Genomic DNA, 23,915 nt, shown 5'->3' on the forward strand with positions numbered 1-23,915 from the left:
GTAGCTTTGTCGTCGCCGTGCTGTTTACACGGGTCGAAAGCCAAACGAAAGCCTTTTTCAAGCCAACGAACAGAACGTTGTGACGCGGTTGCAAAGACAGGTGGCTTTGCCTAGGCTTGAGCCCAATGAAAGTATGATTACCTCAGCCCCCGCATTCTCCAAGAGGCCGTTTCCGTGACATCCCGCCCGCTCTCCCCGCTCGCCATTTTCGATCTCGACGGCACGCTCGTCGATACCGCCGCCGACCTGGTCTCCAGCCTCAACCACACCATCGCCGCAGCCGGGCTTGCCCCGGTTACCTATAACGACCTGACACATCTCGTCGGCCAGGGCGCGCGGGTGATGATCAAGCGTGCCTTCGCCTTGCGCGAGACGGAACTGCCGGAAGCCGAGATCGATCCCCTCTATGAGCGCTTCATCACCCATTACCGCGCAGAAATGCCCGGCGAAAGCCGCCCCTACCCCGGCATAGTCGAGACGCTTGACGCACTCTCGCAAGCCGGCATCACGCTTGCCGTCTGCACCAACAAGACCGAAATCCTCGCTTTGCCGCTGCTCGAAAAACTCGACCTTACCCGATATTTCGCCGCCATCACCTGCGGCGACACCTTCTCCTTCCGCAAGCCGGATGCGCGCCATATCCTCGGCACCATCGAAAAGGCCGGCGGCGACGTTCAGCGCTCCATCATGATCGGCGACAGCATCAACGACATTCTCGCGGCGAAGAACGCTGCCGTGCCGTCGATCGGGGTCACCTTCGGTTATTCGGATGTACCCATGGTGGAACTCGAGCCTGATGTCGTGATTGATGATTTCGCCGCGCTGACGCCGGCCCTGTTCGAGAAACTGGTTGCGAAGGGTGCTGCGGCGGCCTGAAGCCGGACCAGACAAGGAAAGCGCGAGGGAGCGGCACTTTCGACGTCAATGAGGGCTTAACAACGTCTCTTCCGTCATGCCGGACCTGATCCGGCATCCAGCCACGGCGCGTCTGCGCCGTGAGGAGAGTCTTTTGCGATCAGAGACTTGATCGCGCTGGACCCCGGATCTAGTCCGGGGTGACGGGAGTGGGGATGTGGCCGTCACAGCAAACACTCCTGACAGACTTTGCCTTCAAACTAAAAAAGCGCCGTCCCCGGCGCTTTTTGTCTCTATCTGATTTTGATCAGATCGACGCGGCCCGCGCCTTTGTCGTCACGGCAAACGCCTTCTGCACATAGCTGTCGCGGTCATAGACATCGTCGAAGAACTGCACCTTGCCGTCCTTGTCCGGCCAAGCCGTAAAGTAAGCGACGTAGACAGGAACCTTCTCCGGCACCTGCACGGCGCGGTTCTTGCCGGAAGCGATCTGCTCGCCGACCTTGTCGACGCTGGTGCCGAGAACGGCTGCAGCCATCCGGCGCGGATCGACCAGACGGATACAGCCATGGCTCAGCGCCCGCATGTCGCGGTTGAAGAAGCTCTTGGCCGGCGTGTCATGCATGTAGATCGCATGGGCGTTCGGGAACAGTATCTTCAGATCGCCCAGCGCATTGTCGCTGCTCGGCGGCTGGCGCACGGAGACGGCGTTGGTCGAGCCGTACCAGTTGACGCTGGTGGAGGAGACGGCACGGCCGCCCACCTGAACCTCGTAACCCAGACGGTCGAGATAGGACGGATCGCGGCGCAACTTCGGCAGCATTTCGTTGACGATGATCGACTGCGGCACGCCCCAATAGGGATTGAACTCGACGGTCTGGATTTCGTCCTGGAAGAAATAGGTCTGGTTCGCCTTAGAGCCGACCACCACCTTCATGCCGAACTGTTCCACGCCGTCATTGTGGTAATAGGCCATGAAAGCGGGCTGGTTGATGAAGACGTAACGCTGGCCGAGATCGGCCGGCAGCCAGCGGACCTGCTCCATGGCCACCTGCACCTTGGCGATCTTTGCATCGTTGCTTTCGCCGACCATGGCGCGCACGGTCGCACGGCCGATCACGCCATCGGGCTTCAGGCCGTTTTCGCTCTGGAACGCCTTCACCAGATCGACGAGATCAGGCGTATAATCCGGCGTCTGCTGGTAACCGGAAATGATCGCCGCATGTTCGGCCTTGAAGGCCGGCGAAGCGCGATGTTCGATGGCCTTGACCACATTGGCCATGTCTGCGCTGCTATTGCCGGGTTTCAGCACCAGATCGGCGGGGACGCGAACGGTGTGAGCTGCATCGCCCTCGCCGCGCAGGCGCGCAAGTTCCGCCTTCAGAGACAAATATTCGGCGCTCGATGGTTCACGGCTGCGCAGATAGGAGCCAACATCAGGGCTGAGGCCCGCTAGCTTCAGCACCGGCGCAAGGTTGACCGTCTTGCGCTTGAAATCATGGTATCCCGACAGCCGGTTCGGGTCGACACGGCCACGGATCGTGTCCTGCACATAGGCCAGAACCTTGGCCGACAGCGCCAGTTCGAACTGCAACTGCGCCCGCTGATAGGCATCGGAGGTCGATACGGAAGCCGTTTCAACCGGCGTGCCGGTCGCAGTCGTACCGGCAGCATTGCTGCTGATGCTGGCGGTCACATCCTTTGCCGGTGCGGAAATGCTGTAGTCGGCTGGATCGAGACCGCTTTCGCCGACCGTCTCGAAGAAGGCGATGACGGCGTTAGCGCGCTCGGTCAGCTCGCCGCCGGAAACCCACAGCGTCTTGCCGCCGGCGCCGTAATAGGCTTCCAGCGCCTTGGCGATTTCAGGCGTGGCGCTGAACTTGAGGTTGGCAAGACCTTCGCCGAAATTCGCGGTGTTTACCGCACGGGCTGTATCCGCCTTATAATCGTAATAACGCGGTCCGGAAACGCGCGGCAGAGGCTCGGGATCGGAAGCATCTGCACTTTGTCCGGCGCTCGATCCGGAGCCGGATGGTGAGGTGACGATGCCGGCCGGCGGCAATTCACCACGATCACGCGCGATCTTGCCCGGGCCGCCGCGCAGGAGGTCCATCAGGGTCACCGCGCCGGCACTGCCGGGAAGAGCGATGGAAACGGAAAGACCGAGAGCCAGCACCAGCGCTGCCGATGTTTTTCCAGATGTGACTTGCAATTTGATCCTCGTAGCACCCAGCACCGCCCGAAAACGGCGGGCATCAGTTTCATGCCTGTCTAGCCGATAGACGGCCCGTTGAAAAGAAAACGCCCAAAGCCCACAACCGTGCCGAAATGAACTTCATGATACAGCCAAAGCCATAAAAACGTAATTTCCAGAATTGGCGAGAATGGTTAAATTTCTATTTATTTCATTCACTTTGCCGTTGTCCGGCACAGCCTTGGCGCACCGCGGAAAGCCCGGTTTTCAGGGCGTTTCAGGCCGTAGTAAAAATGACACGCCGCGGCGTTTTTCACCTTGCAACCCTCACAAGGTCGAAATGGCTTTAAGGTGGCCGGAAATATCTGCCTCCGCCGCATTGCAACGCTTTCAATGCCGGCGCGATGATTCTATATATCGGCCGCGCAAGGCGGGCGAAAGCGCCGTTTTGGCGGAGGAACACGAGTAAAAAGGCAAGATTGATGACAGCCACACGGACGGAAACCGATACATTTGGACCCATTGAAGTTCAGGCCGATCGCTACTGGGGCGCGCAGGCGCAGCGCTCGCTCGGCAACTTCAAGATCGGCTGGGAAAAGCAGCCCGCCTCTGTCGTTCGTGCGCTCGGCATCGTCAAGCAGGCCGCTGCCCGTGCCAACATGGCGCTTGCCGGTCTCGACCCCAAGGTTGGAGATGTCATCATCGCCGCCGCACAGGAAGTCATCGACGGCAAGCTGACCGAGCATTTCCCGCTCGTCGTCTGGCAGACCGGCTCCGGCACCCAGTCCAACATGAATGCCAATGAGGTGATTTCCAACCGCGCGATCGAAATGCTCGGCGGCGAGATGGGCACCAAGAAGCCCGTTCACCCCAATGACCACGTCAATATGAGCCAGTCCTCGAACGACACCTACCCGACGGCGATGCACATCGCCTGCGTGGAAGAAATCGTTCACCACCTGCTGCCAGCCCTCAAGCACCTGCACAAGGCGCTGGAAGCCAAGGTCAAGCAGTTTGAGAAGATCATCAAGATCGGCCGCACCCACACCCAGGACGCGACACCGCTGACGCTCGGCCAGGAATTCTCCGGCTACGCAGCGCAGGTCGCCTCAGCCATCGCCAATATCGAGACCACCCTGCCCGCGCTCTCCAAGCTCGCCCAAGGCGGCACGGCGGTCGGCACGGGCCTGAACGCCCCCATCGGTTTCGCTGAAAAGGTCGCCGAGGAAATCTCCAAAATCACCGGCCTTTCTTTCGTGACAGCGCCGAACAAGTTCGAAGCGCTCGCCTCGCATGATTCCATGGTCTTCTCCCATGGCGCGATCAATGCGGCGGCTGCGGCACTCTTCAAGATCGCCAACGACATCCGCTTCCTCGGCTCCGGCCCGCGCGCCGGCCTCGGCGAATTGTCGCTGCCGGAAAACGAGCCCGGCTCGTCGATCATGCCGGGTAAGGTCAACCCCACCCAGTCGGAAGCACTGACGCAGGTTTGCGCCCACATCTTCGGCAACAATGCAGCGCTCTCCTTTGCCGGTTCGCAGGGTCACTTCGAGCTCAACGTCTATAACCCGATGATGGCCTACAACTTCCTGCAGTCCGTCCAGCTTCTGGGCGATGCCGCCGTCTCCTTCACCGACAATTGCGTCGTCGGCATCGAGGCCCGCGAAGACAATATCAGGAAGGGCGTCGAAAACTCGCTGATGCTGGTGACGGCGCTGAACGGCAAGCTCGGTTACGACATCTGCGCCAAGATCGCCAAGACTGCACACAAGAACGGCACGACGCTACGCGAAGAAACCGTCGGCGGCGGATACCTCACCAACGAAGAATTCGACCAGTATGTACGCCCGGAGAACATGATCGGGCCGAAGTAACTGGTTTGGATTTTTGGTGGAATGCAGAACGGGCCTTCGGGCCCGTTTTTCGTTTGAACATAAATGGCCCACAAGACGTTATCGGAGCGGCAACAGACCTCACCTCCCACGCAACGTCATCCTCGGCCTTGTGCCGAGGATTTGCGAACGTATCGCCAATCGCAACGTAGCAGATGCTCGGGACAGGCCCGAGCATGACGACGAGAGCGCATCAACAAAAAAGGGCCGCAAAAGCGGCCCTCTTCATCTCATTCAAACCATCAAACCAGCCGGCTCTGCTCCACCGCCGCCTCAACGAAGCTGGCGAAAAGCGGATGCGGGTCGAGCGGGCGGCTCTTCAGTTCCGGGTGGTACTGGACGCCGATGAACCACGGATGATCGGGATACTCCACCGTTTCCGGCAGGACACCATCAGGAGACATGCCCGAAAAGACGAGGCCGCAATTTTCCAGCCGGTCCTTGTAATCCACATTCACCTCGTAGCGGTGACGGTGGCGCTCTGAAATGTCAGTCGTGCCGTAGATATCGGCGATCTTGGTATCTTTCTTCAGCGCCGCCTTGTAGGCGCCGAGACGCATGGTGCCGCCGAGATCGCCCTTGGAGGAACGCTTCTCCAGCTCGTTGCCCTTGACCCATTCGGTCATCAGGCCAACAACAGGCTCGGACGTCGGACCGAATTCGGTCGAAGAGGCATTTTCGATGCCGGCGAGATGACGGGCCGCTTCCACGACTGCCATCTGCATGCCGAAGCAGATGCCGAAGTATGGCACGTTGCGCTCACGGGCGAACTGCGCCGCCATGATCTTGCCTTCCGAACCGCGCTCACCGAAGCCGCCGGGCACCAGAATGCCGTTGACCTTCTCGAGATAGGGCGTCGGATCTTCCTTTTCGAAGACCTCCGACTCGATCCATTCCAGCTTGACCTTGACGCGGTTGGCAAAACCGCCGTGATGCAGCGCCTCGATCAGCGACTTATAGGCATCCTTGAGGCCTGTATATTTGCCGACGATCGCAATCGTGACCTCGCCTTCCGGCGTACGGATACGATTGCAGACTTCTTCCCACTGTTCCAGACGCGGCTTCGGCGCCGGCTCGATACCGAAAGCCGCCAGCACTTCCGAATCGAGGCCTTCCTTGTGGTAGGCAATCGGAACGTCATAGATATTCGCAACATCCAGCGCCTGGATGACGGCGGAAGGACGCACGTTGCAGAACAGCGAAAGCTTGCGGCGTTCCGCTTCCGGGATTTCCCGGTCGGCGCGCACGAGCAAAATGTCGGGGTGAATACCAAGTGCCTGCAGTTCCTTCACGGAATGCTGGGTCGGCTTGGTCTTCAGCTCGCCGGCTGCCGGAATGTAAGGCATCAGCGTCAGGTGAAGATAAATCGCCGTGCCGCGCGGCAGATCGTTGCCGAGCTGACGGATTGCTTCCATGAACGGCATCGCCTCGATGTCACCCACCGTGCCGCCGATCTCGCAGATGACGAAGTCGTAATCGTCATTGCCTTCGATCACGAAATCCTTGATCTCGTTGGTGACATGCGGAATGACCTGAACCGTTGCACCGAGATAATCGCCGCGCCGTTCCTTGTCGATGATGTTCTTGTAGATGCGACCGGTGGTGATGTTATCGGTCTTGGTGGCCGAACGCCCCGTGAAGCGCTCGTAGTGGCCAAGGTCGAGGTCCGTCTCGGCACCGTCATCCGTCACGAACACTTCGCCGTGCTGTGTCGGGCTCATGGTGCCGGGATCAACGTTCAGATAGGGGTCGAGTTTGCGAAGCCGCACCCGATAACCACGGGATTGCAGCAAAGCTCCGAGTGCCGCAGCTGCGATGCCCTTACCGAGAGAGGAGACCACGCCGCCTGTGATGAATACATATCGCGCCATGGGATTCACCGGATACCTTTTTACCTCTGATTCCGCCAGCCCAAATTTCATTGTTTCGAAAATTCGCTGTTGACGAATCTGCGATGGGGCGAGCCGGAATGCGAACAAAAGAAAACCGGCAGGCTTTTGGCCTGCCGGAGCGTTAAATCAGAACCGGGCTTATTGACCGGTTGGAACTGCGTTCGGATCGGCGGGCTGCGCCGGGGCCGGAGCGGCCGTGCCGGAAGCGGCCGGAGCCGGTGTCGTCTGTGCCGGTGCGGCTGCACCACTATTGGTCGGGACGCCGTTTTCAGCCGGAGCCGGCGTTGCCGGCGTCGTCTGGGACGGGCCGAGCGTATCGAGAATGCCGTTACCCTGGCCCTGCGTGGCCGGAATACGGTTCAGGATGTCGGTCGGGCGCGATTCGTAACGGGTCAGTAGACCAAGGCCGAGCGACGTCAGGAAGAACAGCGCGGCAAGGATCGCCGTGGTGCGCGTCAGCGCATTGGCCGTTCCGCGCGCGGACATGAAGCCCGAACCGCCGCCGATGCCGAGGCCGCCGCCTTCGGAACGCTGGATCAGGACCACGCCGACAAGCGCCAGCACGATCATGAGGTGAATAACAATCAAAACGGTCTGCATGACAATCCATTCCATGCCCCGCGCGGAGCACCATAAAGAAGGTTTTGCGGCTCTTTACATGAGGCGAAGGTTTATTCCAAGCCCCTTTCCCATCCCCGTGACAGGAAAGGTTGGATCAAGCCGTAAGTTGCTCGTATGCCGCATAGATGGAAAGGAAGTCGGATGCTTTCAAGCTCGCGCCGCCAATCAGCGCGCCATCCACGTTCTCGACACCCATCAGTTCCAGCGCATTGGTGGGCTTTACCGAGCCGCCATAGAGGATGCGCATGGTCTTGCCGGCACCACCGAAGCGCTTGACGAGCTCATCGCGCATGAAGGCATGGGCCTCGCGCACATCCTGCGTGGTCGGGGTAAGGCCAGTGCCGATGGCCCATACGGGTTCATAGGCGATGACGGTATTTTCGGCCGTTGCCTCGTCCGGCAGGGAGCCGGCCAGCTGGCGCTTGAGAATATCGAGTGTTTGGCCCGCCTTTCGCTCATCCGCGGTCTCGCCGATGCAGACGATGGCAATGAGATCGGCCTGATGGGCGGCAACGGCCTTAGCGCGAACCAAGTGATCCGTTTCGGCATGGTCGGTGCGGCGCTCCGAATGGCCAACGATGACATGGGTGCCGAAGCAATCGGCGATCATCTCGGCGGAAATATCGCCGGTATGGGCGCCGGAGGCGTTCTGGTGGCAATCCTGCGCGCCGATCAGTAGCGGGCTGTCATCGCAAAGCGCCGTCGCCACGTAGAGCAATGTCGAGGGCGGGCAGATCAGCGCATCCACCTTCTCGGACAGCGCGCCCTTGACGCCCTCTGCCATGGCCTTGATCTGATCGAGCGAGGCACGCGTGCCGTTCATCTTCCAGTTTCCGGCAACAAGCGGTCGAACATTCGGCGTCATACGTATCCCATTCCCTTTGTCTCTGGCCCGCCTTTGGCGGCACCCCATCCCTTCGGCCGCAAGCGGCCCTTAATCACGACAGAAGCCCTGCCGGAAATCCCAGGATAGTTCTTTAACCGCAGCCGGCCGCAAATGGTACAAAAAAGCAGCCCAAGGGTTCAAAACAACGGTCAATTTCGCAAATTTCGCCGTCGCTGACCCAAATAAAGGCCTCAGCGGCTCAAGATCCAGTTCAAAACCGCCCGCCAGTCGGTCATGCGCACCGGCGTACCGTGGCTGCCGGTCTCATAGCGCGTGAACCGCACCGGCTCCCCGGCCTTCAGCAGAGTGCGGAAGATCGTCGCCTGCTGATCGGCCGAATAGACCTTGTCGGCGCTGCCATGGGTGAACCAGACCGGCTTCTTGGCTTTGGCAAAGGCGCTTTTCGGAAAATCGGGATCGACCGCACCGCCGAGGATCGCCATGCCCTTGAGATTGGCGACGGCAGCCTTGTCACGGCTGATGCCGTAACAGATGAAACTTCCCATCGAGGCGCAGGTCAGCACGACAGGCTTGCCACCCGATTTTTTGGCCGCATCGGCAATCAGCGCCGCGACATCGGCAACACCGTTTTCGTCAAAGGAGCGCACGCTTGGCGCATAATAAGTTCCGCCATTGGCAACAGCCAGATTTTTCAGCCGGTTGAAGTTGCCGCCGAACGTATAGTCGTTCATGCCGAGCCGTCGGTCGCCGCCGCGCCCGTGGATGAAGATGACGGTGAAGGCCTGCCCGCTTGCCGGCCCGACGCGGCCCACCTCAAGCGCCCTGCCCTCGAGGGAGACAGTTTCCAACGCCTGCGCCTTCTTCGGCGTCATGTCGATATATTGCCGTTTCACCCGCCGCTCCGGCACCTCGTCACGGCCGTTAATGTCGCGCATTTCCTGATAATCGATCACCTCGGATGCGCCGCCATCGCCGGTGGAAAGCACCGTCTGGCTGGAAAACAGCTCGTCCTTGAAGGGTCGCAGCGGCCCATCGGCAGCGGAAGCAGCGCCCGGCATCACCGCAACAGTCAGGCAGAAAAGAGTACAAAACGTGAAATGAGCTGTGGACATGACTTGGTTAACCGTTCATTCGTGGCTGCGAGACTTGCCATCGCAAGGCCGGCAGCGCAATCCTCCTGTTGCGAAACCCTGACACGACAGTGGCATAGGATGCGCCGCGCTTGCCCAGGCGGACCCTGTTCAATCAGACGGGAGCCGCATTTGGCGGTATATTGACGCTGATGGCATAATGATTCGCATGGCGAAATTCTGACACACGCTTTTGAACTTTGGACATGATGGACGACAGCAACGATCTCTTCTCCGGTCTTCCGGCGGCACAAAACAGCGATACGGACACGAACGAGGACGCGGGCAAACCCGTGAAGGCCCCGGCGACCGCAGCCGCGAATGTGAACGTGCAGCCGAAACCCGCAGCCGTTGCGGCCGTCACGCCGCCCGCCCCGCCCGCACCCGTGTCTCCTTCCGGTGACGATTACGGCGCCTCGTCGATCCGCGTGCTTGAGGGGCTTGAGCCCGTGCGCATGCGTCCCGGCATGTATATTGGCGGCACCGATGAAAAGGCCCTGCACCATCTCTTCGCCGAAGTCATCGACAACTCCATGGACGAGGCCGTCGCTGGCCACGCCAATTTCATCGAGGTCCATCTCGATGCCGAAGGTTTTCTGACTGTCACCGATAACGGCCGCGGCATTCCGGTGGAAAACCACCCGCAGGTTCCGGGCAAGTCGACGCTTGAAGTCATCATGACCAAGCTGCATGCCGGCGGCAAGTTCGACGGCAAGGCCTATGAGACGTCAGGCGGCCTGCACGGCGTCGGCGTGTCGGTGGTCAATGCGCTCTCCGACCTGCTGGAAGTGGAAGTCGCCCGTAACCGCAAGCTTTACCGCCAGCGCTTTTCGCGCGGCGCGCCGATCGGCGGACTTGAGGAACTGGGCGATGTGCATAACCGCCGCGGCACCCGCGTGCGTTTCCATCCCGATCCGCAGATCTTCGGTGATCATGCCAAGTTCGAACCGGCCCGCATCTTCCGCATGGCCCGCTCCAAGGCCTATCTCTTCGGCGGCGTTGAAATCCGCTGGAGCTGCGATCCCGGCATGGTGCCGGCCGGTGGTGAAATCCCCGAAAAAGCCGTGTTCCATTTTCCGGGCGGCCTGAAGGATTACCTCGCCGCCACGCTCGGCAAGGAATTCACCGTCACCCGCGAAATCTTCTCGGGCCGCACCGAAAAGACCGGCGGTCACGGCGCACTGGAATGGGCTGTCACCTGGTATGGCGGCGACACGCAGATTCATTCCTATTGCAACACCATCCCGACCCCTGAAGGCGGCACGCATGAGGCCGGTTTCCGCATCGCGCTCACCAAGGGCCTGAAGAACTATGCCGAGCTGACGCAGAACAAGCGCGCCAAGGAAATCACCACCGATGACGTGATGATTTCAGCGGCCGGCATGCTCTCGGTTTTCATTCGCGAGCCTGAATTCGTCGGCCAGACCAAGGACAAGCTCGCCACCGTCGAAGCCCAGCGCATCGTTGAAAACGCGCTGCGCGATCCCTTCGACCATTATCTTGCCGGCAATCCGGGTGAAGCGGACAAGCTGCTCGACTGGGTGATCGAGCGCGCCGAAGAGCGCCTGCGCCGCCGCAAGGAAAAGGAAGTCAACCGCAAGACGGCGGTGCGCAAATTGCGCCTGCCCGGCAAGCTGGCGGACTGCTCCCAGAACACGGCGGAAAATGCCGAGCTTTTCATCGTCGAGGGTGACTCGGCAGGCGGCTCGGCCAAGCAGGCGCGCAACCGCGCCAATCAGGCCATCCTGCCGCTGCGCGGCAAGATTTTGAACGTCGGCAGCGCCAGCCGCGAAAAACTTTCCGCCAACCAGCAGATCGCCGATCTCATCCAGGCGCTCGGCTGCGGCACACGCACGAAATACCGCGAAGAAGACCTGCGGTATGAGCGCATCATCATCATGACCGATGCCGATGTCGATGGCGCCCATATCGCCTCGCTGCTCATCACCTTCTTCTATCAGGAAATGCCGGAACTCATACGCGGCAACCACCTCTATCTGGCCGTGCCGCCGCTCTACGTCATCCGCCAGGGTGCCAAGAGCGCCTATGCCCGCGACGATGCCCACCGCGCCGAATTGATGGAAACCATGTTCAAGGGCAAGAAGGTCGAAATCGGCCGCTTCAAAGGCCTCGGTGAAATGATGGCCGCGCAGTTGAAGGAAACCACCATGGATCCCGAAAAGCGCACCCTGCTGCGTGTCGAGATCGATGACGTGGACTTCGAAGGCACCCGCGAGGCTGTCGATAACCTGATGGGAACCAAGGCGGACGCCCGCTTCCGCTTCATTCAGGAGCGCGCGGCCTTCGCCGATAATCTGGATATTTGAGGCAAGAAGCTGACCAATAGCCGAAGCCTCAAGTGAAATGTCGTGAGAAGGCAACACTAACGCCGGCGCCCCACTGTAGTGAACGCTTTATCCCCTCGCGCGTTTGCATCCCGCCTGATAATCTTCGGGCCGGGAGCGATAAAAACAAGTGACTGCATTTACGGCCTTCATCATCATTCTTCTCATGCTCATCGGGCCGAGCCTGTTCGTCGTCATCGGCAAACAGCGGGAAAAGGCCGTTCCCAAACGCCCCTCCACCGCCCTGCCCGTTGCCGAAGACGGAACGGCGCTGGACCGGCACTGGCAATCGATCAGGAACGGCTGGAACGAGAAGAATGCGCTCTGCCTGTTACATTCCAACCTCGATGCCTTTGCCGTGCGTGTGGCTGCGGCACGGGCGGCGGGGCGCAGTCTCGATCTCATGTATTACATGTGGAATGCCGACCTGACTGGACGGCTGATGATGCGCGAGGTCATCGCCGCCGCCGATCGTGGCGTGCGGGTGCGGCTGCTGCTTGATGATCTCGGCGTCTCCATGTCGGATCGTATTTTCCATGCCATCGATAGCCACCCCAATATCGAACTTCGCCTGTTCAATCCGACGCGAGCGCGGGAGAACATTATGCATAGAGGCATCGAACTGGTACTGCGCTTTCGAAGCGTCAACCGGCGCATGCACAACAAGGCATGGATTGCCGATGGGCGGGCCGTGATCGTCGGCGGCCGCAATATTGGCGACGCCTATTTCGATGCCGCCGAGCGGGCGAATTTCCACGATTTCGACATTCTCGGTTTCGGCCGGATCGTTGCCGATGCCACCGAAATTTTCGACGATTACTGGAACAGCGCCGTTTCCGTGCCTGTGCGGTCGCTTCTGGCAAGACGGCCGAGCAAACTCGCCAGATTGCGGCGCGAGCTGGATGGCCTGCCGAAAAGCGAGGCGGCCAAGCCCTATCTGGAGCGGGTCGAAAGCCAGTATGGCCGCGATCACTTCCTGATGTCGGACCGTCTGCACTGGGTCGATACGGCAGATGTGCTTGCCGATCCCCCGGAAAAGGCGGCGGGCAAACGCCGCAAGGGCCATAATTTCCTGATGGAAAGCCTGCTGCCGCTGATGCAGGCGGCGGGCGAAAGCCTGCACATCACTTCCCCCTATTTCATTCCCGGCAAACAGGGTGTGGAGATTTTTCTCGATCTCGCCGAACGCGGCGTGTCGCTCGCCATCCTCACCAATTCGCTGGCCGCAACCGATGTCGCCGCCGTTCATGCCGGTTATGCGCGTTATCGCAAGCCGCTTCTTTCAGGCGGTGTGCGCCTGCATGAGTTGCGGGCGCAAGCGGACCAGTCGAACTTCACCCTGCGCGGTTCGGGACAGGCGAGCTTGCACACCAAGGCCTTCACCCGCGATGGCAGGACCGGCTATATCGGCTCGCTCAATTTCGATCCCCGCTCCGCCTCGCTCAATACGGAAATGGGCGTTGTTTTCAGTTCAGCCCCGCTGGTGGCTAGGATGGACGAGATATTCGCCGACGAAATCCGCCGCACGATGAGCTTCGAACTTGATATCAACAGCGCCAACCGCATCGTCTGGATGACGGAAGAACAGGGGCAGCCAAAAACCTACCGGCGAGAACCCGACGCGGCCATCAGCCGCCGCATCATCGCCGGCATCATGCGTTTCCTGCCGCTTGAATCACAGCTTTGACGGGGAAAACCGGCTCAGGCGGCCGGCCTTATCCCCGCCTTTGCCAGCTGTATCTGCACCAGCGTATCGAGGTTCTGGTTGACGCGGCAATAGAATTCCTCGTCGATGAAGGGCCGCAACATGAAGTCATTGCCGCCCGCCTTCAGGAACCGCGCCGAGAGCAGCCGGTTGGTGGAGGATGACACGCCGATGATGCGCAGCTCATGCGACCCACGCACGGTGCGAATGCGCCGCGTCAGTTCGAAACCATCAATGTCAGGCATGTTATAGTCGGTTACGACAAGACCGATATCGGGATTGGCCTTCAGGATTTCGAGCGCCTTCGCACCGCTATCGGCAAGGCTGACGCGGAAATTATAGCGCTTGAGGCGGCTCGAAAGCAGCGCCCGCGCCGTCGGGCTATCGTCGACGATCAGCACATGGTGGCGATGATTGGTGAGGAAGCGACAGACCGATTCCGTCAGCATATCCACGGCGAAGATATTGTCCTTGAGAATATAATCGACCACATCCTTGGCGATCAGCGTTTCGCGCGTCGCTTCGTGAAAGGTGCTGGTGAAAACGATGGTCGGGATCGAAAGATCGATCAGATATTCCAGCGCCTCACCCTTTTCCGCCCCCGGCAGGTTGATGTTGGAAATGGCGAGCGTCACCGGCTCGGGCGAATGTTCATAGCAGGCCTGCAACTCCTCGAAAGAGCGACACACCTCCACGGAAACGCCCAGCATTTCCTTGAGCCGCATGCTCACCATCTGGGTGAACACGTTGCTGTCTTCCGCCAGTAAAATGCGGTTGTTGGTAAAAGGCACGCCAGAATATTGCATGCCCGTAATGCCCAGGAAATTCATTCTGCCCCGATCCCCCATCGTATGTGAGGAAAACATATCAGGCTGATTTTTCAGAATCATTAATAGCACTTTTGCCGGCAAGGAATGCTGGCATATGCTTACCTAAACGGAAATACGGCCCGCGAGGGGCCGTATTCCAGCTTTGGGAGGGAATGGTCTTATGCGCGCAGCAGCGCATTTTCCGTGTCGAAGGGGCTTTCTTCCACCACTTCAGCATCATAAAGCGTCCCGAGAATGCGGATTTTAAGTTTCGTGCCAACTGCCGCATATTCCGGTTTGAGCATGGCAAGTGCAATCGACTTGCCGATACGCCAACCGAAGCCGCCGCTGGTGACACGGCCGGCAAGAGCGCCGTTTTCATCGGAAATCGCTTCCGACCCGCGGGCATCGACATCCGTATTGCCCGACACGGTCAACGTCGAGAACACCCACTTCACCCCGGCTTCCTTATAGGCCACCAGCGCATCGCGGCCGATGAAGGATTTTTCCGGCCGCAGGAAGCGGTCGAGACCGGATTCATAGGCGTTATATTCCACCGAAAGCTCGCGGCCCATGTTGCGATAGGACTTTTCGAGCGACATGGACACCATGGCCCGGATGCCGAACGGCTTGATGCCGAATTCCGCACCCGCTTCCATCAGCCGGTCGAAGATGTAATTCTGCATCTCGATCGGATGGTGCAGCTCCCAGCCCAGTTCGCCGACGAAATTGACGCGCAGCGCATGCGCCGTCGCCACGCCGACGGAAATCTGCTTTGCCGTCAGCCACGGGAAATCCTTGTTCTCCAGGCTGGTGCGGGTCAGCTTCTTCAACAGATCGCGCGACTTCGGGCCGGCAAGCACCAGCACGCCGTATTTCTGCGTGATCGGCTGCAACACCACGGAACCGTCGGTGGGTGCAAGACGGCGCAGTACGTCATGGTCATGCGCTTCGAGACCGCCTGCCGAAACCATATAGAACCGGCCAGGCGCCCATTCATAAACGGTGAACTCAACCTTCACACCGCCATTCGGCGTCAGAAGATGCGTCAGCGCGATGCGGCCGCGCTTCTTCGGCACGATGTTGGCCAGAATACTGTCCAGCCAGGCACGCGCGCCGGGGCCGGAAACCTCCATCTTGGCGAAGGCCGACATGTCAAGTACGCCGACATTGTTCGTGACGTTCTTCACCTCGTTGCCGACATGTTCGAAATAGTTCGAGCGGCGGAACGACCATTTTTCGACGATACGGCCATCGTCAAGCGGCGGCGCGTAATTGTGGCTGGTGATGACATCGGCGCCAACGCCGAGGTCTTCTTCCCGCAGCGCATAACCTTCCGGCGCATACCAGTTTGCACGCTCCCAGCCATAGACCGAACCGAACACGCCGCCGAGCTTCTTCAGGCGATCGTAAACCGGCGTCGTCTTCAAGGGACGAGCGGCGGAACGCTCCTCATCGGGATAATGCATGGTGAAGACGTTGGCATAGGCTTCCTCGTTCTTGGCAATGAGGTAGCCTTCCGTGGCGTGTGGGCCGAACCGGCGCGGATCGACACCCATCAGATCGAGCGTCGGTTCGCCATCGACGATCCATTCGGCCAGCTGCCAGCCGGCACCGCCGGCGGCGGTGATGCCGAAGGAATGGCCTTCGTTCAGCCAGAAATTCTTGAGGCCCGGCGCGGGGCCGACGATCGGGTTACCGTCAGGCGTATAGGCGATCGCGCCGTTATAGACCTTCTTGATGCCCACTTCGCCGAAGGCCGGAACGCGGACCATTGCCGTTTCGATATGCGGCATCAGGCGGTCGAGTTCTTCCTGAAACAGCTCATATTCGCTGTCGTCGGACGGACCATCGACATAACAGACCGGCGCGCCGACTTCGTAAGGACCGAGGATCAGGCCGCCCGCTTCTTCGCGCATGTACCAGGCAGAGTCCGATTCACGCAGAACGCCCATTTCCGGCAGGCCCTGACGGCGGCGCTCCAGAATGGCCGGATGCGGCTCGGTGACGATATATTGGTGCTCGACCGGGATGACCGGAATATCGATGCCGACCATCTCGCCGGTCTTGCGCGCGAAGTTGCCAGTGCACGAGATGACATGTTCAGCGATGATCTCGCCCTTGTCCGTCGTCACCTTCCAGTGACCGTCTTCCAGCTGTTCGATGGCGGTGACTGTCGTGTTGCGATAGATCGTCGCGCCGCGGTCACGCGCACCCTTGGCAAGCGCCTGCGTCAGATCGGCGGGCTGGATATAACCGTCGTCAGGATGCTGGATGGCGCCGAGCAGGCCGTCCGTCTCGCAGAGCGGCCAGATTTCCTTGACCTGCTCCGGCGTCAGCATGTTGACGCGCACACCGATGGTCTCGGCAATGCCGGCATAATACATATATTCGTCCCAGCGATCCTTGGTGCGGGCGAGACGGATGTTCGAGACCTTGGAGAAGCCGACATTCATGCCGGTCTCTTCCTGAAGCTCCTCATAGAACTTCACGGAATATTTGTGAATCTGGCCAACCGAATAGCTCATGTTGAACAGCGGCAAGAGGCCTGCCGCATGCCAGGTGGAACCGGAGGTCAGCTCCTTGCGCTCGATGAGAACGCTGTCGCTCCAGCCCTTTTTGGCAAGATGATAAAGCGTCGAGACGCCGACAACGCCGCCACCGATCACCACCGCCCGTGCATGTGTCTTCATTTACAGAACCCCTGAAAAGCGCCGGCCTCGTCTTATTCCGCCGACATTGGATGGGAGGAATATGAAGCGCTCGGCCGCCGTTCAGCCGCCTGATTGCGACATGGCCATAGGGTGCTGCGACAGGGAAGAAATTGCTGTCGCAGACAGGGCCATGTCGCTGATCATCATTTGCCCTTGCCGGAGGTCTTGGCGGTTGCGGCGTTTTCGGGAACCGCCTCGTCGTCCCTCTTGGGTCCGTCTTTCGGGGGCGTTGCGCCAGGACCTGGCGCAGCAGCCGCCCCTGTATGGCCCACCACGGCCTTGTCGCCCTCTTCCGAAAGCAGCGCCGCCAGCATCTGCGGATTGGCGTCGCCTTCCACATGGATGTTGAGATTACGCTGCGGGAACGGGATGGCGATGCCCTCTTCGCGGAAACGATGGAGGATGGCGATGCGCAGCGCGTTTTTCACGGCAAGCCCGTTCGACAGGTCGGCAAGGTGGAAACGTAGTTCGAAATCCAGCGAAAAATCGCCGAAACGCAGGAATTCCACATGCGGCTCCGGGTTGCGCAGCACCGGCGGCTGGGCGCGCACCAGCTCCAGCAGAATATCCATCACCTGCTGCGGATCGGAATCATAAGCGACGGACACCGGGATTTCCGCCCGCATGATGCGGTTGCGGTGTGTCCAGTTGCCGACAGAGGAATTGATGAATTCCGAATTCGGCACGATGATCGACTGGCCACGGAACGTCTCGATTTCGGTGGCGCGCACGGAAAGCCGCTTGACGGTGCCCTCCGTCGTTCCGGTCACCACCCAGTCTCCCACCTTGAAAGGGCGCTCGACCAACAGGATGAGGCCCGAGACGAAGTTCGAGACGATGTTCTGCAGACCAAAACCGATACCGACCGAAAGAGCGGAAGCGACCAGCGCCAGGCTTGAGAGGTTGAGACCGGCGGAGGAGACGCCGAAGATGGCCGCAACGGCGATGCCGAGATAACCGATGCCTGTTTTGACCGAGTTGCGCACCCCCGCATCCACCTGGCCCCGCGCCATGACGTTATTATCCAGCCACTTCTGGAACCAGCGGGTGATGATATAGCCAATGGCGAAGACCAGAACGCCGCCGAACAGGCCGATGAGCGAGATCGAGGCATTGCCGACGGTGATGCCGGTCAGCAGGCGATAGGCCCAGCTTTCGATATCGCCCGGCTGGAAACCCCAGGAAAACAGGATGAGCGGCACGCCGAAGGAAAGCGCCACGACATAGATGCCGAGCCCCGCGGCAAGGCCGGCCTGATCCAGCGCAACCGGGCCGAGGCCGAAACGCCGCGCGAGATAACGCCCGGCAAGGGATTCGCCAAAGGCGCCCTGCCGCGAAATCGCCTTGCCGGAGAGAATGCCGATATACATGGTCGCCAGCACCGCACCGGTCGCGACGATCTGCGTGGCGAGGAAACGGGCAAGCCCGACATAACCCGTGAGGCAGGCGCCGATGAGGATGAGGCCACCCACCCGCAGCAGAATGACGAGCCAGCGCGGCAGGCGCTGGTTGCCGGTGTCGTAATCCTGCCCCTCCCCGATCATCGGTCGCAGGAACGATACGGTGAGCAGGATGATGCCGATGATGACGGAAGCGATGAAACTCTTGGCGACGGTGACGATAAGCGGTGAATAAAGCGTCTCGCTGATCGTGCCGAACAGATAATCGAGACCGTTGACGAGCGCCATCAACAGCACCGCCGAAGACAGCGTGTGCGCACCCTTGTTGGACACCTTCAGCAGGCGCCATTCCGGCTGTGTCGGCGCAAAGATCGCATAGCTCAGCCGCGAGACAAAATAAACGAAACCGGTGATCGCCATCGCCCCGAACAGGATCGGCGCTATGTCGGACCGCAGCACGTTGAAATTATCGAGGAAGAAGGCCGAGGTGACGAGAAACAGGAACAGCGACAGCGACTGCACCATGGTGGACCAGAAGGCCACCGAAAGCCTTCTGAGATAGGAAGGCTCACCCGTGAAGGCGCGACGGTCCATGCGGCTGCCGAAAAAGCGGTAACCGCCGACCAGAAACAGCAGCGCCGCCATGATCGACAGCATGACGGCCCCGAACATCGGCAGCCGCTTGTAGTTCCAGACATAGGCCGCCCAGCTGCTGAAGGCATTGTTGAGGTTGGTCAGCTCGGCCAAAAAGGCGGAAGACGCATCCCCCAGCGTCTGGGCGGAAACTTCCGTGCGCTTGAACAGGGTGGCGGCAAAAAGCGCCCGGCGAACCGCCGTGATATTGTTGGAAATCTGCGCGGCATTGCTGGCGGTGGCCTCAACCTCGCCGGCCATGGCATTCATCTCACCGCGCTCCGCCGTCAGCCGGTTTCGCTCTTCCGTGACGAGGCTCGCTTCCGGCGGCTGGCCTTCGCCGGGCGCCGCACCCAGCGCATCCAGCCGGGTCTTGATCTGATCCAGCCGCGCCCGAAGCTTGGCATTGGCGGCTGCGGCATCGGCAGCGATGCCATCGGCCCGTCCCTTGAGGTCAACGAGCTGGACATCGTCGCGCCCGCCCGCCTCCACCTGCCCCGAGATGAATGCGATATCCGCCTTCCATTTTTCCAGGTCGGATCTCGCCTGCTCGACCGTCGAGACCTGGATGGCGCCCGGCGTTGCCGGGGTCGTTGTTTCCTGCGCCATGGCCGGCATCACCCAGAGGCTGCCGAAGAGGGCAAAAAGAACGGCAAAAATCGAGGCCATGCCGCCACCTCGCCGGCCAGCGCCTGCCCGCCCGCCGAACACCCGCCTGCCATTCATCCATCCGCCGAACATCAACCGCACATCCATGCCTTTCGTCTCTTGCGCCGCTTCAGGCTATTTAGCGCCTGTTGCGCGGAAAACCACCCGCATCAGGCGAGGTTTTCAGGAGTTGCTTGCTTTTCACCACGAGAATCATCACCTTTGATTATGCAGCAACATGGGAGGAAATCATGGAATCTGCTGGCATTGGCTGGATTGCAGCTATCATCATCGGTGGTGTTGCCGGGTGGCTCGCCGAACAATTCATGAAAAGCAATATGGGTGTTTTCATGAACATCCTTCTTGGAATAGTCGGCGCGATCATCGCCAACGCCATCCTTTCGGTATTCGGAATCGTTTTGACCGGCTGGCTCGGTTATCTCATCGCCGGCTTCGTCGGCGCCTGCATCCTCATCGCCATTGGCAGAGCTTTCAGACGCGGGTGAATAAAAAGAAAATCCGTAAAACCCATGAATTCCAGGCTTTTCCAGCGCGACTGAAATTTTTCCGTCACAAAAATCGAAGAAATTTCATTTCCGCGCTGGACAAGCCCAAACTTCCCCTTTATAGCCCCCCTCACACCGCCACACGGTGTCGGTCGGGTGATTAGCTCAGTTGGTAGAGCAGCTGACTCTTAATCAGCGGGTCGTAGGTTCGAGCCCTACATCACCCACCAAATTTCTCCAAATGTAACAAGATGTTGCGGTGCTAATTTAAAGCATCGCTTGAGCGTTTAGGCCTCCGAGGCCTCCCTCGCTTCAAGAGCTTTCGTGCGAAAAATTCGCCTCGTGCCCTGCAACGCAGGGCAGCGCTACCGCCGTCGGCGAACCTTGTGCCAAGCCCCTACAATTTCATTTCCGGCACGCTCACCTTGGCGCCCACGAAGCGCAGCGCCAACGGTCGTCCGGCGATGCGGCTGCCAAATTGCTCGGTAAACGGAACGGGCGCCGCCTGCTTTACGGCCTCGATGGCGGAATCGATGAAGGCCTTGCGTCGCGGGCTGTCCTCCTGTGGGCGGGCGGCGGTCACCACCACCTTGCCCCTGATCTGCCCATCCCTGTGCAGAATGAACTGCAGCGTCACCACCAACCCGTCGGTATCTTCCGGCGGCACCCAGCAGGCGAAGATGGCATCGAACATTTCGTCGAGATTGGCGGCCGGCGTGGGATCATTGCACGCGCGCGACTGGCCTGACGCCTGTGTGAAAAAGCCGGCAATAAGGATGGCGAATGCCATGAGACCCGGCAGCGTGAAACCGCGGGAAAATAAATGATCGAACAAATTTAATATCCTTCATTGCGACGTGATCCGCCCGTGCGGAAAAAATCGACACTGCCAGTAAAAACTCCTGACGCTCCAGGAAAAAAGCATGAAACGCAAAACAAAAATTAATAATTCCACAAAAACAAAGAAAAAACAAAAATATTGGTGAAGTTATTAGAACAATAAAATAAAATAATATAAAATAGAATATATAAATACATCATTCGATTCTGCAATTTTATACACAAAAAATTCAAGGGCGCGGTTTCGCTTGGGAACAAGGTCCTGAAAAGCCAGCCGCTGCTCTGGCGATGGCGCGGCCATGAAAAACCGCAGCGACGGTGATTATTGCTTCTGCCCCGCCGCCCGTTTCCCCAAAGCTGTCTCAATCATCCCTATGATTGTGGCCATGAGATTGCTCATCAACATATCGCTTTTCATTCTCGGCGCTGTCGGGAGCGGGATATGCGCGTTCTTATTATCGGCAGCCCTTGCCGATTCCGGATTTCTCGGTTCCTGTTTTGAGGGAAACTGTGCCTATGCGGCGCTTTTCATGGTGCTGCCCGTCACATGGTTCGTGCTTTTTGCGCTTTATGTCATGGCGCTTTTGATCTGGCGGCGAAAACCGTTCCGGAACGGAAGGCTCTGAAAAAGAGCATGGCGGCGTCATCGCTACCGAACGTTCGTTGACAGCGATCGAGACTTGCCGTTAACGTCCGCCTGCTGGGGGATTCGCTGCCAGTGATATGCGGGGCTCTCGAGCATACGCGATATCACCGGCCTCTGAATGTGCATGTTCCGATTTGCGTGTTGCGTAGGATGGGCATGTCGGAAAACAGGGAGACCAAAGGATGCGGGCCGCAATCAATTCCCCGTCGCTTTCGATCGACACCATGGACTATCAGGCCGAGTGCCAGTTCGCGCTGGAGCCTTCCATTCAAGGGCTGATCGAGAAGGCGGAACATGCCGGCTGGAACCGCCAGCAGGCCGCCCTTGCCATCGTCGCGCTCGCCAGCGAGCATCTCACCGATCTCCTGACCGCCGGCGGCCTCCCCGCGCCGGATCAACGACCCCTCTCCTGATCCCCTTCTGAAGCCGGGCGGATCATCGCCCACGCCATTCGAGACATCATCGCGACAATCGACCCAGCAGACCCGGAGTGTCCTGATCGACACTGCCGGAACGCCACGGCGCGTCGTAGAAGCCGCCACGCAGGTGGAGCCGGTCTCGTATGACCTCGAGACGGCCTGCCGTGTTTGAGCCATGCTCGTGCGCGAACACACATCGTTGCCCGCCAGTGACTATGCCATAGTGTTGACGCAAGCCGCTAATAATGAGAACATAAAGTGAACATTATGGAGGTCAGCGATGAATACGTCAGACGCAGCCATAGAAAATGCCCTTTCCGTCGTCGCCCGTTCCCGCGACATGCGTGAGCGCGCGCTTGAACGCCGCCGCGAACTGCAGCGGCGAACGGAAGTCATCATCACTCGGCCGCTCTATGTTCTCAAAAAGAACGAAGGGCCGAAGCAACTGTCGCTGAAACTCGATAGCTAGTCGCCGTGGACATAGAGAGGGCCTTCAGCGCCGGATATCCACTGCCTCCCCTCGTTTCCAAAAAGCGAAATCCCGTGCGGATCACCTCACGCACGGGATTTTCTGAATGAAGAGGTTATGGTTCTTGTCTATTGCATGCGCTGCATTGCGGCTTCGGGCTCACCGGTCGTCGCAACCGCTGCCGGAAGTCGGTCGGTCTTTTTCAGGATGACGACGGGCTTGTCCACCGGGTCCGTCGGCGGAACGATGCTTGCAGTTTTGAATTCACGATCGATGGCAGGAACGGAAGCGTTGATCTTTTCATGACCTGCGCATTCCGCGAGCGCTGCACTGGCGGAAAAACCAAAGACAGCGGCGACAATGAGAACTGATTTCATGTCATTCTCCCTTCGCTTTTGTGGCAATCTCCAGTCTAGGTGGAGACGAGCCGGATTGAAAATCACACTTTAGAGACATCTAAAGCTCATCATCATGTCGGCAGTCGTCGTTTTCGATGTGCGGGCAAGTCGAGGGGCGATTGCATCGCCCTATTTTTTCCGCACATCCAGCGGATTTGGGCAAAGCGGTCTGCGAAAAATCATCGCCACGTAGCTTCCCTTCAGGGAAATGAGACTGGGCGTATAAGTCGAAACCTTCGCCGTGTTGGCGGCCGTGATCGTTCTTCCCTCAGAGGGTTTCTGCTGCATGGCACGCCTCCTTCCATGAGCGATAACGAAAATACGCCGATCTTGTTCCGATCACGGTTTCGTGGTGCGCACGAGAATAAACGTGTCGCCCCGGGAACCAGATTGCCAGCGGTACCCCACGCTTGAAAATTCCAGCCAAAAGCTCTATATGCCTGAGCGCGAGGACGACCTCGGCCATATCGGCGACAGCATGCGGGACGGCCCGGTCACATACCGGAGAATGAAATGCGCTCCCTGCAAGATCGTATCCGCCACGCGCTCAGCTTTGAAATCATCGGCCTTCTGCTCGTCATTCCCCTGGGTGCACTGCTCTTTGGCATGCCTATGGAAGATATCGGCGTCGTCGGCCTCGTCAGCGCCACGCTGGCCACGATCTGGAACTATGTCTACAATCTCGGCTTCGACCATGCCATGCAGCGGCTGAAGGGCACGACGCTGAAGACGCCTGCCATGCGGGTAGCCCACGCCGTGCTGTTCGAACTCGGCCTGCTGATCGTGCTGATGCCGTTCATCGCATGGTATCTTGATGTCAGCCTCGTCCACGCGCTGGTGATGGATATCTCCTTTGCGCTGTTTTACGTGGTCTATGCTTTTGTCTTCAACTGGAGCTATGACCGGATTTTCCCGCTGCCGGAATGGAAGTCGCAGCAGGACGCCGCCTGAT

The 23,915-nt window shown here is 59.4% G+C and carries 19 protein-coding genes and 1 tRNA gene; 10 read left to right on the forward strand and 10 right to left on the reverse strand.

Annotated features, from left to right (window positions below; genetic code table 11):
* Positions 1-174: 174 nt before the first annotated feature.
* Positions 175-876 carry an HAD family hydrolase gene (locus CFBP5499_RS07210; protein WP_080825028.1) on the forward strand — a complete coding sequence of 234 codons (702 nt, stop codon included), beginning with the start codon at positions 175-177 and terminating at the stop codon, positions 874-876.
* Positions 877-1,162: 286 nt separating this feature from the next.
* On the opposite strand, the gene CFBP5499_RS07215 is transcribed toward CFBP5499_RS07210, so the two are convergent.
* The gene (locus CFBP5499_RS07215; RefSeq protein WP_175416769.1) at positions 1,163-3,031 is read right to left on the reverse strand and encodes a L,D-transpeptidase family protein; all 1,869 of its coding nucleotides are present in this window, start codon (positions 3,029-3,031) and stop codon (positions 1,163-1,165) included.
* Between the two features lie 500 nt (positions 3,032-3,531).
* Here CFBP5499_RS07215 and fumC point away from each other — a divergent pair, with 500 nt between their 5' ends.
* Positions 3,532-4,923 carry a class II fumarate hydratase gene (fumC, locus tag CFBP5499_RS07220; protein ID WP_080825026.1) on the forward strand — a complete coding sequence of 464 codons (1,392 nt, stop codon included), beginning with the start codon at positions 3,532-3,534 and terminating at the stop codon, positions 4,921-4,923.
* A gap of 260 nt (positions 4,924-5,183) precedes the next feature.
* Here the strand turns inward: fumC and CFBP5499_RS07225 are convergent, their stop codons facing one another.
* The 4 genes from CFBP5499_RS07225 to CFBP5499_RS07240 form a co-directional block, all read right to left on the reverse strand.
* Entirely contained in the window at positions 5,184-6,812 is a 1,629-nt protein-coding gene (locus CFBP5499_RS07225) for a CTP synthase (protein ID WP_080827323.1), read from the reverse strand.
* 159 nt (positions 6,813-6,971) lie between these two features.
* Positions 6,972-7,433 (reverse strand): preprotein translocase subunit SecG, encoded by a 462-nt coding sequence (gene secG, locus CFBP5499_RS07230; RefSeq protein WP_080827324.1) that lies wholly within the window; start codon positions 7,431-7,433, stop codon positions 6,972-6,974.
* A gap of 115 nt (positions 7,434-7,548) precedes the next feature.
* Positions 7,549-8,319 (reverse strand): triose-phosphate isomerase, encoded by a 771-nt coding sequence (gene tpiA, locus CFBP5499_RS07235; RefSeq protein ID WP_080825025.1) that lies wholly within the window; start codon positions 8,317-8,319, stop codon positions 7,549-7,551.
* A 212-nt stretch (positions 8,320-8,531) separates the two neighbouring features.
* Positions 8,532-9,413 carry an alpha/beta fold hydrolase gene (locus CFBP5499_RS07240; protein WP_080825024.1) on the reverse strand — a complete coding sequence of 294 codons (882 nt, stop codon included), beginning with the start codon at positions 9,411-9,413 and terminating at the stop codon, positions 8,532-8,534.
* A gap of 224 nt (positions 9,414-9,637) precedes the next feature.
* On the opposite strand from CFBP5499_RS07240, the gene parE reads away from it, so the two are divergent.
* Positions 9,638-11,758, forward strand: a complete 2,121-nt coding sequence (gene parE / locus CFBP5499_RS07245) for a DNA topoisomerase IV subunit B (protein ID WP_080825023.1) — start codon at positions 9,638-9,640, stop codon at positions 11,756-11,758.
* 148 nt (positions 11,759-11,906) lie between these two features.
* On the forward strand, positions 11,907-13,463 hold the full coding sequence (locus CFBP5499_RS07250) for a phospholipase D family protein (protein WP_080825022.1): 1,557 nt from the start codon (positions 11,907-11,909) through the stop codon (positions 13,461-13,463).
* Between the two features lie 14 nt (positions 13,464-13,477).
* Here CFBP5499_RS07250 and CFBP5499_RS07255 read toward each other — a convergent pair whose 3' ends face one another.
* From CFBP5499_RS07255 to CFBP5499_RS07265, 3 genes are all read right to left on the reverse strand, one after another.
* Positions 13,478-14,311, reverse strand: a complete 834-nt coding sequence (locus CFBP5499_RS07255; RefSeq protein WP_130932433.1) for a response regulator — start codon at positions 14,309-14,311, stop codon at positions 13,478-13,480.
* 158 nt (positions 14,312-14,469) lie between these two features.
* Positions 14,470-16,983 (reverse strand): GcvT family protein, encoded by a 2,514-nt coding sequence (locus tag CFBP5499_RS07260; protein ID WP_080825021.1) that lies wholly within the window; start codon positions 16,981-16,983, stop codon positions 14,470-14,472.
* A 164-nt stretch (positions 16,984-17,147) separates the two neighbouring features.
* The gene (locus tag CFBP5499_RS07265; protein WP_175416644.1) at positions 17,148-19,793 is read right to left on the reverse strand and encodes a mechanosensitive ion channel family protein; all 2,646 of its coding nucleotides are present in this window, start codon (positions 19,791-19,793) and stop codon (positions 17,148-17,150) included.
* Positions 19,794-19,936: 143 nt separating this feature from the next.
* Between CFBP5499_RS07265 and CFBP5499_RS07270 the strand changes: the two genes are divergently transcribed.
* Positions 19,937-20,191 carry a GlsB/YeaQ/YmgE family stress response membrane protein gene (locus tag CFBP5499_RS07270; RefSeq protein ID WP_080827320.1) on the forward strand — a complete coding sequence of 85 codons (255 nt, stop codon included), beginning with the start codon at positions 19,937-19,939 and terminating at the stop codon, positions 20,189-20,191.
* A gap of 154 nt (positions 20,192-20,345) precedes the next feature.
* Positions 20,346-20,421 (forward strand) — tRNA-Lys (locus tag CFBP5499_RS07275).
* 167 nt (positions 20,422-20,588) lie between these two features.
* Here CFBP5499_RS07275 and CFBP5499_RS07280 read toward each other — a convergent pair.
* Positions 20,589-21,026, reverse strand: coding sequence for an energy transducer TonB (locus tag CFBP5499_RS07280; RefSeq protein WP_233284182.1), 438 nt, complete (start codon positions 21,024-21,026; stop codon positions 20,589-20,591).
* A 379-nt stretch (positions 21,027-21,405) separates the two neighbouring features.
* Between CFBP5499_RS07280 and CFBP5499_RS07285 the strand changes: the two genes are divergently transcribed.
* The 3 genes from CFBP5499_RS07285 to CFBP5499_RS29970 all read left to right on the forward strand — a co-directional run bounded on the left by CFBP5499_RS07285 (position 21,406) and on the right by CFBP5499_RS29970 (position 22,565).
* Positions 21,406-21,657: a hypothetical protein gene (locus CFBP5499_RS07285; RefSeq protein ID WP_080827318.1), complete on the forward strand. Its 252-nt coding sequence runs from the start codon at positions 21,406-21,408 to the stop codon at positions 21,655-21,657.
* A 202-nt stretch (positions 21,658-21,859) separates the two neighbouring features.
* Positions 21,860-22,090 carry a hypothetical protein gene (locus CFBP5499_RS29965; protein WP_003502959.1) on the forward strand — a complete coding sequence of 77 codons (231 nt, stop codon included), beginning with the start codon at positions 21,860-21,862 and terminating at the stop codon, positions 22,088-22,090.
* Between the two features lie 286 nt (positions 22,091-22,376).
* Positions 22,377-22,565, forward strand: a complete 189-nt coding sequence (locus CFBP5499_RS29970; RefSeq protein ID WP_006315378.1) for a hypothetical protein — start codon at positions 22,377-22,379, stop codon at positions 22,563-22,565.
* A gap of 128 nt (positions 22,566-22,693) precedes the next feature.
* On the opposite strand, the gene CFBP5499_RS07300 is transcribed toward CFBP5499_RS29970, so the two are convergent.
* The gene (locus tag CFBP5499_RS07300) at positions 22,694-22,942 is read right to left on the reverse strand and encodes a hypothetical protein (RefSeq protein WP_080825020.1); all 249 of its coding nucleotides are present in this window, start codon (positions 22,940-22,942) and stop codon (positions 22,694-22,696) included.
* 534 nt (positions 22,943-23,476) lie between these two features.
* On the opposite strand from CFBP5499_RS07300, the gene CFBP5499_RS07315 reads away from it, so the two are divergent.
* Positions 23,477-23,914 (forward strand): PACE efflux transporter, encoded by a 438-nt coding sequence (locus tag CFBP5499_RS07315; RefSeq protein ID WP_080825018.1) that lies wholly within the window; start codon positions 23,477-23,479, stop codon positions 23,912-23,914.
* The last annotated feature ends 1 nt before the right edge of the window (position 23,915 follow it).

The sequence above is a fragment of the Agrobacterium tumefaciens genome (assembly GCF_005221325.1).
Classification (GTDB): Bacteria; Pseudomonadota; Alphaproteobacteria; order Rhizobiales; family Rhizobiaceae; genus Agrobacterium.